The sequence below is a fragment of the Methanosarcina sp. UBA411 genome (assembly GCF_002495725.1).
GTDB lineage: Archaea > Halobacteriota > Methanosarcinia > Methanosarcinales > Methanosarcinaceae > Methanosarcina.
In genome coordinates, this window is sequence record NZ_DAGK01000010.1 from 1 (window position 1) to 19,082 (window position 19,082).

General features: G+C 37.0%; 13 protein-coding genes and 1 pseudogene. 5 read left to right on the plus strand and 9 right to left on the minus strand.

The features are described from left to right. Positions 1-1,237: PAS domain-containing protein (locus tag BP861_RS02920; protein ID WP_292372415.1), on the minus strand; the 1,237-nt coding region annotated here is incomplete at its 3' end. Positions 1,238-1,750: 513 nt separating this feature from the next. Here BP861_RS02920 and BP861_RS02925 point away from each other — a divergent pair. After that, positions 1,751-2,029 carry a hypothetical protein gene (locus tag BP861_RS02925; protein WP_292372417.1) on the plus strand — a complete coding sequence of 93 codons (279 nt, stop codon included), beginning with the start codon at positions 1,751-1,753 and terminating at the stop codon, positions 2,027-2,029. Positions 2,030-2,126: 97 nt separating this feature from the next. Here BP861_RS02925 and BP861_RS02930 read toward each other — a convergent pair whose 3' ends face one another. The 3 genes from BP861_RS02930 to BP861_RS02940 all read right to left on the minus strand — a co-directional run bounded on the left by BP861_RS02930 (position 2,127) and on the right by BP861_RS02940 (position 7,191). Next, positions 2,127-3,824 (minus strand): catalase, encoded by a 1,698-nt coding sequence (locus tag BP861_RS02930; protein ID WP_292372419.1) that lies wholly within the window; start codon positions 3,822-3,824, stop codon positions 2,127-2,129. 398 nt (positions 3,825-4,222) lie between these two features. Next, a complete protein-coding gene (locus BP861_RS02935; RefSeq protein ID WP_292372421.1) occupies positions 4,223-4,852 on the minus strand; it encodes a CatA-like O-acetyltransferase in 630 nt (209 codons plus the stop codon). Between the two features lie 578 nt (positions 4,853-5,430). Further along, entirely contained in the window at positions 5,431-7,191 is a 1,761-nt protein-coding gene (locus BP861_RS02940; RefSeq protein ID WP_292372423.1) for a tetratricopeptide repeat protein, read from the minus strand. Between the two features lie 566 nt (positions 7,192-7,757). On the opposite strand from BP861_RS02940, the gene BP861_RS02945 reads away from it, so the two are divergent. The 4 genes from BP861_RS02945 (at position 7,758) to BP861_RS02960 (ending at position 11,293) form a co-directional block, all read left to right on the plus strand. Further along, on the plus strand, positions 7,758-8,543 hold the full coding sequence (locus BP861_RS02945) for an EFR1 family ferrodoxin (protein WP_292372426.1): 786 nt from the start codon (positions 7,758-7,760) through the stop codon (positions 8,541-8,543). A gap of 284 nt (positions 8,544-8,827) precedes the next feature. After that, complete coding sequence (locus BP861_RS02950) at positions 8,828-9,547, plus strand: TetR/AcrR family transcriptional regulator (protein WP_292372428.1); 720 nt, start codon at positions 8,828-8,830, stop codon at positions 9,545-9,547. 651 nt (positions 9,548-10,198) lie between these two features. Next, on the plus strand, positions 10,199-10,930 hold the full coding sequence (locus tag BP861_RS02955) for a hypothetical protein (protein ID WP_292372430.1): 732 nt from the start codon (positions 10,199-10,201) through the stop codon (positions 10,928-10,930). A gap of 234 nt (positions 10,931-11,164) precedes the next feature. Beyond that, on the plus strand, positions 11,165-11,293 hold the full coding sequence (locus tag BP861_RS02960) for a hypothetical protein (protein WP_292372432.1): 129 nt from the start codon (positions 11,165-11,167) through the stop codon (positions 11,291-11,293). An 82-nt stretch (positions 11,294-11,375) separates the two neighbouring features. On the opposite strand, the gene nudC is transcribed toward BP861_RS02960, so the two are convergent. The 5 genes and pseudogenes from nudC to BP861_RS16085 all read right to left on the minus strand — a co-directional run bounded on the left by nudC (position 11,376) and on the right by BP861_RS16085 (position 17,899). Continuing rightward, positions 11,376-12,233 carry an NAD(+) diphosphatase gene (gene nudC, locus BP861_RS02965; RefSeq protein ID WP_292372434.1) on the minus strand — a complete coding sequence of 286 codons (858 nt, stop codon included), beginning with the start codon at positions 12,231-12,233 and terminating at the stop codon, positions 11,376-11,378. Positions 12,234-12,497: 264 nt separating this feature from the next. Next, positions 12,498-13,370 carry an RNA-guided endonuclease InsQ/TnpB family protein gene (locus tag BP861_RS02970; protein WP_292372436.1) on the minus strand — a complete coding sequence of 291 codons (873 nt, stop codon included), beginning with the start codon at positions 13,368-13,370 and terminating at the stop codon, positions 12,498-12,500. Next, complete coding sequence (locus tag BP861_RS02975; protein WP_292372438.1) at positions 13,345-13,785, minus strand: transposase; 441 nt, start codon at positions 13,783-13,785, stop codon at positions 13,345-13,347. Before BP861_RS02975 ends, BP861_RS02970 begins: the two co-directional genes overlap by 26 nt. 16 nt (positions 13,786-13,801) lie before the next feature. Next, positions 13,802-16,459, minus strand: a complete 2,658-nt coding sequence (locus tag BP861_RS02980) for a calcium-transporting P-type ATPase, PMR1-type (protein WP_292372440.1) — start codon at positions 16,457-16,459, stop codon at positions 13,802-13,804. Between the two features lie 1,000 nt (positions 16,460-17,459). Then, positions 17,460-17,899: pseudogene (locus BP861_RS16085) on the minus strand (DUF6064 family protein). Positions 17,900-19,082 lie beyond the last annotated feature (1,183 nt).

The following is a 19,082-nucleotide window of genomic DNA, read 5'->3' on the forward strand; positions in this document are numbered from 1 at the left end:
AGAGTTTGATGTGAATTTTCCCGTTTCTATCTTCTGGAAAAGCATATTTCAAGGAATTAGAAATGAGTTCATTGACAATGATACCCAAAGGGATTGCATTGTCCATTTCAAAAAAAATATCTTCCACGTCTAAGATCAATTGTATATCAGAACTTCCTACTTTATATGATTTGAAAAGATCATCTGTTAATTTTTTTAGGTATGAAGCAAAGTTGATTGTCTCCATATTTTTGGAGTTATATAGCTCTTCATGGATTATAGACATAGATACAATTCGATTATTGCTTTCTCGAAATGCTTCAGTAATTTTTTCATGTTCAAGATTACTGGACATTAAGTTTTCGCACTCTAATTCTAGGAGGCTGGAGATTACCTGCAAATTGTTTTTAATCCGGTGGTGAATTTCTTTTTTGCGAAGTTTTTCAGCTTTGTCAATAATTTCTTTAGCAATTTTTTTTTCAGTCACATCTTGAATGAAACCCTGGTAAAATTGGTTTGTCTTATCTATATCGTGTACAAACTGAATAGACTCAAAGACCCAAACTATATTCCCATTCTTATTCAAAATTCTATATTCTTGTTCAACTAGGGAGTTAGATCCAGTGCTTAGTTTTTTCCGATTTTGAAGAAAGTTGCTTTTATCCTCAGGGTTCACTAGCTGAGCAAAACTTGTTTTTCCTGATAGAAACTCTTCACTTTTATAGCCTGTAATTTCCTCTACAGCTCCGTGCAACAGCACGAGATTGAAATTATTGTCTAACTCAAATCCAATACCTCTGAAGTTTTGCAGATATTTCACGATGTGTTCTTCGCTTACCTTAAGTTTTTCCTGAGCATGTTTATTTTCTGTGATGTCTTTAAACAAGCCGATTCCTCTGTATACATAATTATTTTCATTTTTAAGAAAAACCGAGATGTCTTCCACATAAATATAGCTCCCATTTTTTTTTCTGAACCTGAACTTTTGCCCAAATCTCTCTCCGGTCTTTAGAGAATTCTCCAAAGCACTCCATACTCTTCCTCTGTCTTCTGGATGTATCAATGTTTTACAGGCAGCGAAATCAAATTTGCTGAATTCTTCCGGAGTGTAACCGGTAAACTCTTCTATGGATCCGGACCATTCAATCTTTCCTGTTTTTGCATCACCGTCAAATATTAATTGCCCCGTTATCTCAGCTATGGAGAAGAATCTTTTTTCAATTTTCTCTAAGTTTTCTTTGCAAAAATCTTCCTCCATGATTATTATCTCCTACAGAGAATTAGGACTTACGAACTTGAAGTGCATAATCAAGCACAATAGACATTGAGATAATATAGATTTTAGAGAGTTGAATTTTTAAAGCATATTGATTACTCAGTTCAACTGCGTAAGTCCTAAGAATGATAATTTGTTCAATTGGGCAGTGTAAAATATTCTTTTCATGACTACTATTTTTTTAAATTGTATTGTAATTTATTTCATAAAAAAGTTACGTTTTTAATAATAAAGCAAGTTTTTCAAAACTTAGTAATATAATTAATAATTTTTATCAATTTGCAAATACGAAGTTGTATAAGCTGGATTGGATTATTTTTCAGGTTATAATCATTTAAAGTAATGCACAGGCCTTATTAAAAACAATTCATGTCCTATATTTTACGATAGAAGTTTATAAATAATTAGCGTATTTAGACTAAAATGTACAGTTTTTATTTTAAAATAAATAACACTAAAACACAGATAGTAGAATCATAAAAAGAAGATTCGCAAATGGCAAAACCTATTGAACTCGGGCTTGTTTTTGAAGGAGAAGACGCAGAGAGGTTCTTTGAATATGATGAAAATCCCGAAGTTTCAGACGAATTAATAGCAATGTTCATTGAAGGAAAGGAAATATATGAGCAAGATATACTTTATTTCTGCTGCTTTCTGCATCTCTCCTGCTTAAGGGTATACTGTAATGGCCTGGATAACCCTGAGAACAGATTAAGAGTCAAATCATTACCATACTCCAAGAGCATTAAAAATAAGGTATTGTCAAGTCTATGAGGGCCAGGAATTATTTCAGCTACATTCGAGCCTATAAATTTGTCTATTCCTCTTAGACCTGATAGTACCGCTAATGCCACATTTCATTATTCAATAGTTACAAAAGCCAGGGATCATTTTCGGGTTCAATGTAGGGATCGCCATTCGTATCAATCTCCCTGCCTGAATCTTTTTTCATTGTAGGTTGATTTAATTCAGGATGTTTATTGTTTGCTTCATAATTGGCTTTTCTTGAAGTACGCGCTGGCAAATTTAAATCAACGGTTGATATATCTATTTCCAATGCTTTTGCAACACCTTCACCATATCCGGGATCTGCCTGATAGCAATTGTAAATATGCCTGTGCTTGATTTGGAGAGTAGAATCTCCCATATTTCTGGCAGTATTTTCAAACAAAACCTGTTGCTGATCAGGAGTCATAGCTCTGAATAACTCGCCTGGCTGGGTGTAATAATCACTGTCATCTTCTCTGAAATCATACCTTAAGATATCTGTTGAACCTGTTTTTTCAACCGGAAGTGCATATTGAGGTTGATCTTTCCAATTTCCATAGCTATTGGGTTCATAGTGCAGTTGACTTCCTCTATTACCATCAACTCTCATCTGTCCATCTCTATGGAAGCTGTGATAGTTTTTAACACCCTGAGGATAATTCACAGGTATTTGATGGTGATTTACACCTAATCTATACCTCTGTGCATCTCCATAAGAGAACAAACGTCCCTGTAACATACGGTCCGGGGAAAAACCAATCCCCGGGACTACGTTAGCTGGTGAAAAAGCAGCCTGTTCCACGTCTGCAAAATAGTTTTCAGGATTCTTGTTTAATTCAAATTCACCCACCGGTATCAATGGAAAATCCTTTTTATGCCACATTTTAGTTAGATCAAAAGGATTATTCTTCATAGAATTGGCCTGTTCCTCTGTCATAACCTGTATATACATTTTCCATTTTGGGAACTTGCCTTTTTCAATGGCTTCGTAAAGGTCTCTTTGGTGGCTTTCACGGTCCATTCCGACAACTTTTTCAGCTTCCTGGTCGGTGAGGTTTCTTATGCCCTGCTGTGACCTGAAATGGAACTTTACCCATACTCTCTTATTATCTTTATTTATTAAACTGTAAGCATGACTGCTAAATCCATGCATGTGCCTGTAAGAAGAAGGTAGTCCACGGTCACCCATAATAATAGTTACCTGTAGCAGAGCTTCGGGTAAAGATGTCCAGAAGTCCCAATTAGTATTTGGGCTCCGCATATTGGTACGCGGATCACGTTTAACAGCGTGGTTCAGATCAGGGAACTTTAGAGGGTCTCTAAAAAAGAACACAGGCGTGTTATTCCCCACCATATCCCAGTTACCTTCTTCAGTGTAAAACTTCAAAGCAAAACCACGGATATCACGCTCTGCATCAGCTGCTCCACGCTCACCCGCTACAGTAGAAAAGCGTGCAAACATTTTAGTTTGTTTTCCTACTTCAGAAAATATGGCTGCTTTAGTGTAATTGGTTATATCGTGAGTTACAGTAAATGTTCCAAACGCTCCTGAGCCTTTTGCATGCATTCTGCGCTCTGGGATTACTTCTCTGTCAAAATGTGCTAATTTTTCCAAAAACCAGATATCTTGAAGCATAAGAGGCCCGCGTTTACCGCTTGTCATGCTATCCTGATTGCTTTCCACCGGAGCTCCTGCTACTGTAGTTAATTCAGGAGTATCCCCCACAGTTTGGTTTCTGCTTGGAAGGGGCTCACCTAATTGATTTTTATCCATTGGATTCGTACACTTGGCGCCTTTCATAAAATATCCTCAGCTATGTGCTCTCAAGTAACTTTTTTATGTTCACATTAAGAAGACATCATCAAGTCCATTAGAAAAAAATCATTTCCAGCAGAATTTAAGCATGTAAATTATTTCTTCCCCGCAGACCTGACAAAACCTCAAAACCTTTTCCCCTGTAAAGGCAAATTTTAGTATTTTACTTTTCTAAGAATATAATTTAAACCTTATATTATCTCTGGTTAACATTTATTGCTATATCTTTTTCCAGTACTCATGTCATTATTTTTCAGGACATTTTTCATCTTGTAATTTTAATGTTTTATGCACAGGAGTTACTGTGAAATCCAATATTCTGAACATCTAACTTTAAAAAAAGTAAAAATAGTGAACCACTGATCCTCCCATTATCTTATAATCTACACTTCATCCAGGTATCTCTGCAGCTTATCCGCAAGTTTGCCGATATGAATACCATCAACAAATGCATGGTGAACCTGGACTGCAAACGGCATCATAAATTTGCCTTCTCTTTCCTGATATTTTCCCCAATCAAATATTGGCTGCGCTTTTTCCCTGTTTCCGAAATCCGTGTGCGAAATATGCGTAAACGTTATCCACGGCAAGGCAGAGAACTGATATACATCGTTTTCTACAGGTTCTGTAAAATGTTCTTTTTGATTTTCTGTCGTTACGGTTGCCAGTTGTATAAACTTCTCAATCGTGTCCTGCATGGGAACATTTACTACCTTAAATAATTCTGTTTCTTTATCCAGATATGTAAATGAGGTGTCAATGGACTCGTATAACACAACTTCACCATCAAGAAAACGATACCGAAATTCTTCGATTTCATTTGCGCATTTCGTAACGGCAAATATAAATGCCATCGTAAATGACCAGTTATTTTCTTTAACGTGCTTTTTAAATTTCGTCACATCAAGTTCAAAACTCACACAATATTGAGGCTGCACTGCATTCCTGTATATTTGACAATAATCTTTTCTTTTCCATGTTTCGAGATCTATTATCTGGTATCTGTTTTCCATCTTTGCACCTTAGTTCAATACAATCTACATTATAATATATTTCCTTTTTAGTTTCACGACCAATTTTTGCTATATATCTCACACATTACTGTTTCCTTAAGAGGTTCTTCTGGGTATTATGTCGATCAGGACTCAAAAATATGCTTGATTCTGACGGAAAACTAATTTGTTGCAAATGCAATGAAAAGATAACTTTAAGCTTTTTTGAAATCAAATCATTCATAAATGCAATGCATGCTGTAGTTAAAGGATGGTGAGATGCGGAGGTGAAATGAGTCCCAATGAAAAAATTAAAATTGCAATGAAGGTAATAAAAAACCTGAAAAGGGAAGTCGACCAGTTTTAAAAAGTGGTGATAACTCTAAGGATTTCGCTTTCATTGTAGGTGAAGGCAATGTTGACTATATTTGTGGAAATCCTGATTGTAGGAATGTAATTTGTAAAAATGTGTTCGAGGGTCAGATAACAAATACCGTTTTTCTGTGCCCGAAGTGCAACACATATAATGAAATTGTATAAAATCAATTGGTTGTGACCCCTCCAGGATATCCGAACAGTTCATAGGCTGGTCAGTTTAATTAATCAAAAGAATACGAATTGCTTGAACTTATGACCTTTATTTTTTCTTCATATTCTTTCTTTAACCCATGGTCATTTTCACGTGATGCAAAAGCAAGAATATACTTTAAAGATGTCGTTAGATGACTTGAGTGTCCACACTGTGAAAAGATTTCTTCAGCTTTTTTCAGACATTTCAGTTCGTCTTCTACTTGGTTCAAATGGTTGTATGTTATACTTAAATTTACATAGCTCATGCCAATTTCGCTCTTCTTACCGATTTTTTCAAAGTATTCAATTGCTTTTTTACCACATTGAATTGATTTCAATGGATCATTTACTCTATACAGCTTTATCAAGTTACTATAACAGTTTGCGATTCCTATCAGATCGCCAATTATTTTTTTCATCTCTAATGATTTACTCATATATTTGAAGGCATTATCAATATTTCCTAACTCTTCATAACACATTCCAAGCTCCATGTATACTCTGGCTTCTTGGTCATCTCCTAACAGTTTGTATATATTCAACCCCAAATTATAGTTTCTAACTGCTTCCTTGTAATTCTCTACAGCAGCATATGCCTGTCCTATACATGAATAACAATTGGCTTTACAATAGGCTTTAGCAAACTCATTTTTCGCTAATACGTGATTAGAACCGAAATCATGATTATCTATTGCCTCTAAGGCTTTGTTGAAGTGGAAAAATGCATCATCATATTCTTGCAATTGGTGAGATAATTTTCCGAAAGATAAATGACCATGATATATAAGATATGGATCTTTACACCTTGTAGCAATCGCTAAAGATTTCAAGTAATATTTTTTTGCTTTATCAAAACTTGAGATTGAATTAAATAATTCTCCAGCAACTATTTCACGTATCCCACAATTACGAATATTCTTGCCCCAAGAATTTATATATATTTCCCACTTCAAGGTACTTTTCCGATCAATAAAACATCCAATTTCTTTTTCATAAATGTTCCAAAAATATTCAATAAACGTTCGAGTGTTACATATTGTTCTGATTCCATCAAAGCTATAGAATGGGGTATTAACACCCAGATCTATTAACTCATCTATCCTATCAAAGCTATTATAGACTTCATCATGCTGAACTATAAGAATCCTCTTTTTATTATTTGCTAAGCTTTGAAGATACGGATTTATATCAAATTTATCTGAACAACTATAACCTAAGACTATAACTTTATCATGTGAGCCGTTTAAAAAGAGATAATCCATAATATTTTTTTCATTCGGAGTAAACCCTTTACCTACTTTATTTAAAGAATGCTTTAAGGATTCATAGTTTTCAATACTTCCATGAATTTTAAATAAGTTGATTCCACTCCTTGAATTCTCCAAATCTACACCTGCAAAGTCATTGTCCGTGTAGTAAGTGGAAAAATCAAGCTTTTCACCTTTTAATGCTTTTTCAAAGAGAAGATCAAAGTTTGTAGTTAATATGTTTTTGACAATGCCTAGTTTTGCTAATTTTGCAATTAGAAGATGATTTGTATTAGGTTCTCCATATTTAAAAATCTTAAAAATTTTCTCACTTATTTCGATAGGTAAACATTGTGTAAAATATTCAAAGGGCATTCCAGAATGTGTTATCTCTTCAATGTCCTCCTTTTCGGCCATTAATTTAGATAGTATCAATCTTTTCAGTTCATTTGCTAAGGGTAATCCAGAATCCTTTGATATCCCTGCACCTGCAAAGATAGCTATTTCATCATCATCTTTCAGGCTTTGAAGCCAATCAAACATACTTATCACTATTTCTCTATTTTGATATTGGTAGTTTTTGGGTTTTGTGGTTTGTAACTTAGTTCATTTGTTTATCTGTGACCATTACCCCCAATTCAGAGCACTTAGGGCACTGTCGCATAATTAAACCGTAATGCTTTAATCATAATCCTAAAAATCGGAGCGGGTCCCTAGAGGGTCACAAATCTCAAAGCCTTCATCTATTGAAATTCCTAAAAACCGAAGTGAAAAGCGGAGCAAAAAGCCCTATAGCTCTGAGAGATGGTCACTAATCCCAGAAAAGCCAGAAACCAGAAAAATCTGCAGTCCTGCAGCACTTCAGAGATCATAACGGACAGAAATTACCGTTTCCTTATGCGATTTTTCTTGGGAGTTCTCTGGATGACAATTTCTTATCAACCCAAACAAAATTTTAGCTTTCGTCAGGTATCTGATATTTTTCCCTGGGAAATAATTTTAAGCTAACTTATAGTTATTTACTAACCAATAGTTATTTAATCACCAAGAGTTATAATATACCTTGGAGTTACACAATTGATGGAGTAAGTGAAATGAAAATAGAATCCGTGAAATTAGTCTATTTTTCACCTACCGGAACAACAAAAGCGATTGTTCAGGGCATTGCGCATGGTATTGATCCAGGCACCGTGGAATTAATTGATATTACCAGACCGGAGGCAAGAAAACAACCACTGCAGACATCGGAAAATGAATTGCTTGTTGTTGGAGTTCCAGTTTATATGGGGAGAGTGCCGGCATTATTAAATGAATGGCTGAATACAATTCAGGCTCATAATACACCGACGGTTTGTGTTGTTGTCTATGGTAATCGTGTGTATGACAATGCACTGCTCGAACTAAAAAATATTGTAATGAAATGTGGATGTATTCCCATTGCCTGTGCAGCATATATTGGAGAACACTCATTCTCAAATTCCGAGACACCAACAGCAGAAGGACGTCCAGATAAAGATGATTTACACCACGCAGAAGTATTTGGACAGAAAATACGTGAAAAACTGCAATCTGTTTCATCAATCTCTCATGTTTCTAATGTACATGTGCCTGGCATTTATCCTTATGAAGGAGTTACAAAATTGTGGACTGTTGATTTTATCGCAGTCAGTGATGGGTGTTCACAGTGCGGAACCTGTGCAGAGTTGTGTCCTGTAGGTGCTGTTGATGCAGAAAATTCCCGTTTGATTGATATAGAAAAATGCATTACCTGCTGTGCGTGTATCAAAAACTGCCCACAAAGTGCCAGAACTATGAAACCCGGGCTGGTTAAAGACGCATCAGTGCGTCTCCATACACTATATAGCCAGCCGAAGGAGCCTGAATGTTTTATCTAATGAATATATCCCGAATATATCCCGAATATTATCCTGATTGGTAAAAGCGGAAAATTGGAGTACATTCATTCCTTGAATTATATAATTAAATCATGTAACTAAATCATGTAACTAAATCATACAACTAAATCATACAACTAAATCATACAACTAAATCATACAACTAAATCATATAATTAAATCATATAATTAAATCATATAATTAAATCATATAATTAAATCATATAATTAACAGTCATAATATTAATACGAGCCTATAATTATGGATCAGGTGAAGTGAAACTATGGGAATTGCCGATAGAAGGCAACGAGAAAAGGAACAGCGAAAAACAGAGATTATCGATGCAGCCGAGCGTCTCTTTTTTTCTCGAAGTTATGAAGATGTTTCCATGGAAGATATCGCCCGCGAGGTCGAACTGAATAAGGCTACCATTTATCTATATTTTAAAAATAAGGAGACACTTTTTGCAACCATTGTACTCCGCGGTATCCAGATCCTTAAGGAAAAATACATGAAATGCATGGAAAAACAGGTGCCGGGCATTGTCAAGGTAGCCCTGATGGGCCAGGCCTATTACCAGTATGCACAGGAATACCCTGATTATCTTCGGATGATCCATTTTTACGGTTCTGAGCGCTTTTCCAAAGAAAACCCGTGCACCGCAGAGATTGGAAAAGGATACGGTACCTGCCGTCTGCTCCTGCGAGATGCGATCCAGGAGGGTATCGATGACGGTACAATCCGTGCCGATCTCGATCCATTTCTTACCTCGATGTACCTTATGATCTCCTTCATGGGTATCCTGTCAATAGAAACTAAATGGAAACTGGTGATCGGGGCGGAAGGATTCAGCTACGAGCAGTTTGCCAGTGAGTTTTTCCGGTTCATCACTCCTGCTATCTCTTCCGGTGAGAATTCTCACAAAATGGATGTCAAAGATTTCTCATCGTTTGGATTTTTTTTAACCGAACCCGTGGCACCTGAGAAGAAAAAGAGAGAATAATCTTAAATTCTTTCGAATTTGAGGTTGAATTTTTTGCTTCTATTCCATTTTATATTCTTGATTCTCGCCTACTCCATACGAGATAGGTGAGTTCAGCCCGAGGTCATAATCAGTAACATCTGGAAATCGCTGGTTTTGTTCTAAAAGAATCTAACCTATCTGGAGCGATCTTATTTGCATCTGTTCCAAAAACGCTATCATGAAAAATATTGATTTTCAAAAAATACTACGGAATGTGAGATATAATGCCACTCAGATACAAATTGACCATTAACCTGTTCGGATGGGACAAAATAACACATTTGTAATGATTCATATCTTAACCGAAGACAAATAAATATTATATTCAAGTGAGTATATTTATATGAGAATTAAAAATTTTCATATATTACAGTTGCTTTTTTAATATATGTGCAAGGTTCAGGCAAACTGGAAGACAAGACTAAACTCCTCATGCCCAAGGGACATGGTTCTTTGCTTTAATAATTTACAAAGTTTAGATAGCCTTGCCTAAGAATTACGAAATCTACCAAGTAAAATATAGGCCTTGTTAAATACATGAGAAGGTGAATCTTCTCATTTTCTCATTTTTCAATTAAGGATGATGAAACAGTGAAAAAAATAATCACTTATTTCTTTTTAATACTCCTATTGATAGTATTAAGTGGACTATATGTTGTTGAAATGAATCTAAGAGACTGGAGGGCTGACGAATTAAGGCCACATTACGAATATACTGTTAAAATAAGTGGTCTTTCAGGAACTGAAGTCTTGGGAACAACTAAAATTTTAGTTCCAATTCCTGCAACAAAAGAAGGAGTTTTTGCACTCACGCCTTCTCAGGAAGAACCATCTTTTTTCAAAAGTCTCCTACAAGAGCGTGTTTTCCACACGCCAGAGAAGTACATAAGAGGAATATATTTTGAAAATACTACTGAGTCACTCGACAACAAATCACTCAATGGAAACTGGACGACTTCTATTGTAAGTACCAAACATGGTCCAATGCTAGAATTCAGGACAAACGAATCTGTTCTTGCAGATATTTCCTTTTCAAAGATTGTAGTATTGGAACAGATGAACAATGAAGACCCTATTAATGAAAACAGTCCTATTTTATATCCTATTGCAAGTGAAGTATCACTAGTAGGAGAAGATTATCAATACTTTCGATTAATGTCCCGAGTAATCACATATAAAACTTATATTGAAATGAGTGATAATATCAACAATAAGGCCATAAAATTTGATATTAGCCTTGAGGTTTATCCCGATGCTACTGAACGCGATGGAGATAGAGGCACTTATAAAAATAAATTGGATGTAGTTGTTGCCGAATCCGACGAATTAAAAAAGAATGCCACAATTGAAACATATTTCTAACTTATTTTTTATCCGATGAATTTGGAGAGATTGAATGACTATCAAAACAGTATTAATAATAACAATCATAATAATATCATTAGCAACAGTTGTGGAAGCAATTAAGGGATATTAAAAAAAATTGATAGCACGGGTTTTTTCTTTATAATTAGCCTATCCCAAAAGTATACGGTTAAAAACTGCTATCACGGAGTTGATTTCCGCAATAACTTCTATCTTTCCAAGTATGAAGATATGGTTTCTGCTTCAATAGACCCTGTGATGGTAATTGGAATTGTAATGTTCCTTCTCAGGTTATGGAACGAAAAATACCTGGCACACGGCAAGTCCGATGAACATCCTGAGAATGATACTGAGAAATGATAAAAAGAATTAAAAAAGGTTGCAGCGGGAAGAATAAAATCCTGAATTGAACTATCAATTGAATTGAATTATCAATCTGGCTTTAAACTTCAATCCCTTCTTCTTTAAGGAAATAGTCAATCAGTTTTCTTGCAATGCTTATTTTTCCAGGCAGTTCAGGCAGATTTTCAACCGAAAACCATCGGGCATCTTCGATTTCAAACCCATCTGGCTGGATCTCCCCTGAATCGTACTCAGCAGTAAATCCGATCATCAGAGAATTAGGAAACGGCCAGGCCTGTGTTCCGAAATAATTGATATTTTTGACCTTAATTCCCACTTCTTCCCTGATTTCCCTGACTACCGCAGCTTCAGCTGATTCCCCTGGCTCAACGAAACCGGCTATCAAACCATACATTCTTGGCGGGAAATTAGGGGATCTTGCAAGTAAAATCTCATGCCCTTTCCGGATAAGTACGATCACGGCAGGTGAGATCCTCGGATAGAAAAGCTCCCCGCAGTCAGGACACTCTTTTCCCCTTTCTCCGGGCATTTGCAGGGTCTTTGTCCCACAGCGGCTGCAAAACTGGTTCGTCCTGTCCCACTCCATAATCTGGACTGCTTTATTCACAAGTGCAAAGCACTTCTCATTCATCTCCGAATACGCCTGTCTGAGATCCACAAACCTCATTCCCTCAGGCGCCTGTACGTCTTCAGAAAGTTCAACTGAATAACAGTGAGTTCCCTCAAGGGTTCCTAGATATTGTTCCCGAATTCCCGAAAGTCCGAGCTCTCCAAAGTCCAGCAGTTTAGGAATTGCTCCGGGGTTTTTATTAAGCTTTAGGAGAATCTCGCGGCCCCGGAAAATAAACCAGAGTGCTTTTTCCGTCCTGTTGGCTGGCGGCTCGATGCCTATGATAAATTCCGGGCAAGTGGGATTTTCCCTGTTTATTGGGGTCATAATGTTCATACTTATTGTTTTTTGTCCTATAAATGATTACAGGGGCATTTTATTTAATATCATTTAGCTGTGTTCCACATTTTCAAGTTTAAGGGCTCAGTTAGTCAGGCTTTCAAGTTTAATGTTCAGTTACTCCGACTTTATAATCAAGAACCAAAATGATTCGGCCATTAAATCCAGAAAAATCAACGCGGATCAAACGAGCGAGCGTTTGTGATCAAACGAACAAGTATCTGTAAGTTAAAACAAATGTGACTACTCCCCTCACTTCAGTGAGGGGCATCTTCCGGTTTTACGGCCAGATTGTAGTCCCAATCTGAGAATATTAATAGAAGCATTAAGGTCACGGTCAATAGATAAGCTACAGAAAGGGCAATTATGAGTTCTTTCTGACAGGTCTTTTTCTACCAACATTCCACAATTTGAACACATCTTTGATGTATTCTTAGGATCAACAAGAACTACTTTTCTACCAGCATTTTCAGCTTTGTAGGAAGTATAAGTTACGAGTTTACTCCAAGCAGCATCAAGGATATGTTTAGCAAGATTGTGATTTCTTGACATGTTCTTAATGTTAAGATCTTCAAAACAGATTATGCCGTAATGATCTACAAGATTTTTACTGAGTTTTTGAGTAAAATTTTCTCTTTTGTTAGCGATTCTTTCATGGACTCTACATAATGTTTTAAGGCATTTCTTTCTTTCAAGAGTACCCATTTCTGTCTTTGAAAATCTTCTATTAGCTTTAGCCAGAGCTTTTTCTTCTTGAATGTAGAATCGAGGATTTGGAATATAAGTTCCGTTTGATAAGGTAGCAAATGAAAGAATACCTACATCAATACCTACTGATTTATCAGAATGTTTAAGAGGGGTATAATAATCAAAATCAGTAAGAATTGATACAAACCATTTTCCGGTTGAAGTTCTTTTTACAGTTAAACGTTTAATGTTTCCTTCAAATGGTCTATGTAACTTGATTTTTATATCTCCAATTTTGGAGAGACTCAATATATTACTGTTTAAGGAAAACCCTGATTGCAGGTAAGTAATACTGTCATACCAACCTTTACCTTTGAATCTTGGATATCCTGGTTTTTCCCCTGCTTTTACTCTACGGAAAAAAAGCTTGAAAAGCAAGATCAACACGCATAGTTACATCTTGAAGAGTGTGAGAATGAACATTTTTCAGTTCTAGTTTATCTTTTTTCCAGATAGGAATCATTTTCTTAGAATCATAATAGCTGATTCTCTTTTGTTCCGTTTCCCAAGCATTTTTTCTGAGTGCCAAAGTTTCATTATAGACCCATCTACACAATTCCAAAGTTTCATTTAACTTTGTCACTTGAGATTTTGTTGGGTAGATTCTATAATGATTAACTTTAGGCATAACGAATATATACGCATTTTTACCTAAATAAAAGTTACTATGTTGAAAGTTGACGGGCTGTATCACACCTTTGAAAAGGCGGGGATTAGCCCTTATTGCTCCTAAAAAGCCTTCAATTTCTGAAAATTTATAATGAAAAATAGAAAAGGGTATGCTTAAAAGCAAACCCTATTTCCTTACTTTACCTGTGCGTTCTCCATTCCAGATACTTAACAAACTCCATGACTATAAGTGTAGTCGAAGCCAGTGGAATTATCATTGCCCAGTCGGAAAGCGAGAGGGGAACAGTCTGGAAAGCGATCTGCATAATAGGCAAGTAAATTGCAGCAAGCTGCAGGATTACTGTGCTCAATACGGCATAAATAAGGGATTTGTTGGTAAAGATTCCCAAAGAGAAGACCGAATACCTCTCCGAACGCCAGTTAAAGGCGTTGAACATCAGGGAAATAACCACCAGGGTAAAGATCATAGTCTGGATCTTTGGAAGGGGCACCCCGTTGTTGAGAGACTCATGAAGGACCCAGAGAGACTGGATTGCAATCAAAAGTCCTAGCCCAAGGCTTGCTATAAGCATTCTCTTGGAAACCAGCCCTTCTGTTGCCTTAGTTGGTTTCTGTTTCATAAGTCCCCTGTCAGGAGCTTCCAGAGAAAGCGCCATTGGAGGCAGGCCGTCCGTAATAAGGTTAATCCAGAGAATCTGGACTGCAATAACAGGCAGGGTCTGCCAGGCAAGCACTCCGACAAGGACGATGAGAACCAGACCTATATGACAGGTAAGACCATAGGCAATAAAGTTTTTAATATTTTTCAGGATATTCCGGCCCTCTTCAACGGCTGACACGATGGACGCAAAGTTATCGTCGGTCAGGATCATGCTCGATGCTTCCTTGCTGACATCCGTGCCTGTAATACCCATCGCAATGCCCATATCTGCGGCTTTTAAGGCAGGAGCATCATTTACTCCATCTCCGGTCATTGCAACGATATAGCCTTTTTTCTTGAGAGCTTCAACCACCCTCAGCTTATGCTCTGGATAAACCCTTGCATAGACCGAGACTTTCTCCACGATCTCTTCAAATTCTCTGTCGCTAAGGGCTTCAAGTTCGGTGCCTGTAAGAACAAGGTCTCCTTCCCGGTAAATCCCAAGTTCCCTTGCGATCGCAAAAGCCGTGGTCTTGTGATCGCCTGTAATCATTATGGTTCGAACTCCTGCGCTGGTACAGGTAGCAATTGCAACCTTTACCTCCTCTCTTGGAGGATCGCGCATACCTGTAAGCCCTGAGAAAACCATCTCTTTCTCAGCTTCTTCAGGCAGAATGTCTTCCGGAACCTTGCGGTAGGCAAACCCCATAACCCTGAGGGTTTGGTTTGCCAGGTCGTTTACGACATTCAGGATTTCCTGTTTCCTTTCCGGGGTTAACTCTTCCTCACGCCCTTCAAGGAGAATTTTCGTACAGGAGGCAAGGATAACTTCAGGAGCTCCTTTTGAGTGCGCATACAGTCCATCTTCAGACGTATGCAGGGTAGTCATCATTTTCCTTTCGGAAGAGAAAGGAACTTCCCCTTTACGCTCGTGTTTCTCCTCAAGTGCGTTTTTCCAGAGACCTCCTTTAGCTGCGGCGACTACGAGAGCTCCTTCGGTAGGGTCGCCTATAATATCCCATTTACCTTCTTCCTCAGCCAGCCCTGCATCGTTACAAAGGGCTCCTGTAACCAGCAGCCTGTGAAGGTGTACATCCTTAGAAACGGGACTGTCTCCCTTGAAGAAATTTCCTGTGGGCTTGTATCCTTCACCTGTAACAGTAAAGAGAGTTCCGTTTGCATACACCTTCTCAACTATCATTTTGTTCTGTGTTAGCGTCCCGGTCTTGTCGGTACAGATAATGTTGGTGGAGCCAAGCGTTTCGACTGATGGCAGTTTTCTTACAAGGGCATGCCTTTTTACCATTCTTCGGACTCCGAGAGCAAGTCCGACTGTCACAACTGCCGGGAGAGCTTCCGGAATTGCAGCAACAGCAAGGGCAACTCCCCATAGGAACATTTCAAAAGGATCGAAGCCTTGGAAGATCCCAAGTATAGCCACAAAAGCCACAACTATAAGGGTTGCAGTCCCGAGCCAGCGCCCGAACTGATCAAGTTTCTCCTGAAGGGGGGTTCTCTCCCTTTCGATTTCTCCCAGAAGCCCGGCCAGCTTCCCAAAAGCAGTACTCATGCCTGTTGCCGTAATAACGGCCTTTCCCCTGCCGTAAGTGACTGAGGTTCCGGTATAAACCATGTTTTTCCTGTCAGGCTGTGGGGTTTCGGGAGGAAAAATATTTGTGCTCTTTTCTACAGGAACGGATTCTCCGGTAAGGGAGGATTCGTCTACTTTCAGAGAGAGAGCCTCAAGTAATCTTGCATCCGCAGGAATCCGGTCTCCTGCTTGCAAAATCAAAACATCGCCCGGAACAAGTAGGGAAGAAAGAACTTTTACTTCTTTTCCGTCCCTTATAATTAGGGCTTCGGGGCTGGTCAATGATTTCAAAAGTTTGATCGACTCTTCTGCCCTGTACTCCTGAACAAAACCGAGCACGCCGGCAAGGATCACAGTAAACATGATCACAAAAGCATCGACAAGCTCTCCAAGGAAAGCGGAAACCAGTGCTGCAGCAATCAAAATTATAATAAGGAAACTCTTGAACTGGGAAAGAAAAAGTTTTATAACCGAAGTCTTTTCTCCTTCTTGAAGTTCGTTTTTTCCGTATTTTTCAAGCCGTTTTTCCGCTTCTGCCGAGCTTAGCCCGCTTTCGGACGTGTTCAGGGTTTTTAGAACCGCATCTGCGGCTTCATCATAATACATCCAGTTTTATCTCCAGTAAATCAGACAAGCGCTTTGAGTTTAAAAGCGTCCATAACTTGCCAGTTCTAAATATAATATTCGAGGTGGTAATTAATATTAATAGAATATAGAACTTGGGATACAAAAAAATTAAAAATGATAAGTTATATTCCTTAGAAAAGCCTCAAAGATATCTTTGATTCTGGGTTTAGTAACAAGGATACTTTAGCTGTCCTTTTTAATTGGTTAATGTTTCCAACAATACACTCGGTTTTGTTTTCAATTTTTTATTCCGGACTTCAGTAATGATAGAACACACTGCTTGAGTAAATGAGAAATAAGAAACTGTTAGGCTGGAAGTTCCATTAGGAAATATTAACAACTTAATAATGATGGACTATTTATAAATCTGCACTTCAAAGATACTGATTATTAGGTCTATTCGACAGTGTATCAAAAGATCTGTAAATTCTGCCTATGCGTTTCTTACAATTTTTTACGTTGAATATTAGGTTATCGGTCATAAAACCTATATTCCTATAGGTTATGGAATAAATGAGTTCAGAATCAACTTTCATAATAGCAGATGAATAAAAATCGAATTGTTAATCAGCATACAGGCTTGAGTAAAGACTCAAGTATCCAGAACCTCTTTTGGTTTTTTAATATACAGGTAAAAGTCGGCGGACATCTAGTATTCAGTATATAAGAGTGAATTAATTAAATAAGTTGAGCCAGAAAATCTCGCCTGTATTATCTCTGATCCAGTTAATTCACGCAGGAAGACAAGTTAGAAGCTATCAGAGAGCAATAAGTCAGAAAATGTTAGAGGACAGGTCAGAAAAATGCAGAATATTCTCCCAAAACTATTGGCTTATCTGGCCTGTTTTCTGAGTTACCTTCACACGTTTGATGATGATAGCACCATTCCAATCAGACCAGCTATGAGTAAAGAGACGTCTTCTACACCTAAGGATATTGAGGCCGAAAAACCGATAACTGCATAACAGAGAGATTACAGCTACATACTTTGGAGATCTATTAGCCAGCAAAAGGGCACCGATTGTGAAGATAGTTGTCGGCATGGGAGACCAAAAGTCGGAGTGCTGGGATAATTATGGCCCAGGAACTGCCCCATAATTGGGTATACAATAGGACCAAAGAGCATTAGCACTATACCAACAGCAGAATACCAGTCTTTTCCAAATGAAAATGCAAGATTGTTTCTAACAATTCCTTCAAATAAGAATATTAATCCCTTAGTACAAAAAGAACGCCAAAAATATGCGCAACAGGGTTAATGGATGCAAAAAATGACCAGTGATAAACAATGCCCATCCATAACCAGATCTTGATAGATAGAGTTCTCAATAATTGCTCAAATAAAGCAATTATAAAAGTAATTTTAGGAGAACAGCTGGATAATTGAATAATAGCAGCATAATCTAAAAAGATAGCTATTTTTGGCTTTTATATTAGTTATTTGTTTGAAAAGCGATCTCCAAATCAAAGGAATAGCAACAATTTTATGGTAAAATATTGCTTTTAATACACTTTAGTTTTTATGAATAAGTGTAACCTTATATCTTTAGAATAAGTCATTTAATAATAAAATAATAAATATTTAAATGTTGTTCATTAAAAAAACATTTTATACGAAGATATTATTTGTTCAGAACCAATTTTTGATATAATTTATTTTAAATAAGTTTAGGAATAATTATAGATTGTAACTCCACGAGAGTTAGAGAATAAGACCAAAACGAACGAATCAAAATCAATGGGCAGACCAATAAGAAAAAAACGGATGGGTCAAAATAAAGGGGAAAGTGACTGACTGGTAGGGTATGTGAATAAAAAATTGCCTGGAAGATGTCCTAATCCAAAGAATATACTGAATGAAGATTTTTTGGGTTGCTTTATCGGGGGATAGGTAACAGGAGCAAAAAAATCTTCCAGGCTTTCTACAATTTTTTAAAATAATTAGTATAGGTACAATCCTTTAATTGTAGATTATATGAACTGCTTATCCTTGTTACGTTTATAATTTCAGATTTTACACACGGCCTTAGAATTAGTCTAGCTTTAAGAGGTATAATCTTTTGTATATTGTTATTTTAGAGTAACTGCTGGTTCAGCCTACCTTCTACCTGCAGGATGGCTAACAATAAAATTACTTTTAGAGTTTGGATCGGGTATGCTTTTCTAAACTCAACCATTCTATAGACAATCGGAATACAGTCTACTGCCAACAACCATTATATTCAACGCAAAAAAGGTAGGAAACACATAGGCAAAATTAATGTGTGTATCCTTTTATATAGATAGGACTTACGCAGTTAAATAAATAAATTGATAGCATTAAACCTTCAATATTTTGTACTTTCAATTGTGTAAATCCTAATAGTTTCAATTTGGTCTCTAAAAGTTTCTAAGATTTATTAGTATCTACCACCGCGGCAATTACCTGTGCACCACCAGCAGTGCCTATATCTATCATATCTGCAGTAGCTATGCCACATTTGTAACCCTCCAGATTTTTACTTAATTAGATGCAATTGTGAATATAGTTTTATGAGTATAGTTTTATGAATATAGTTTTGTGAATATAGTTTTATGAGTATAGTTTTATGAATATAGTTTT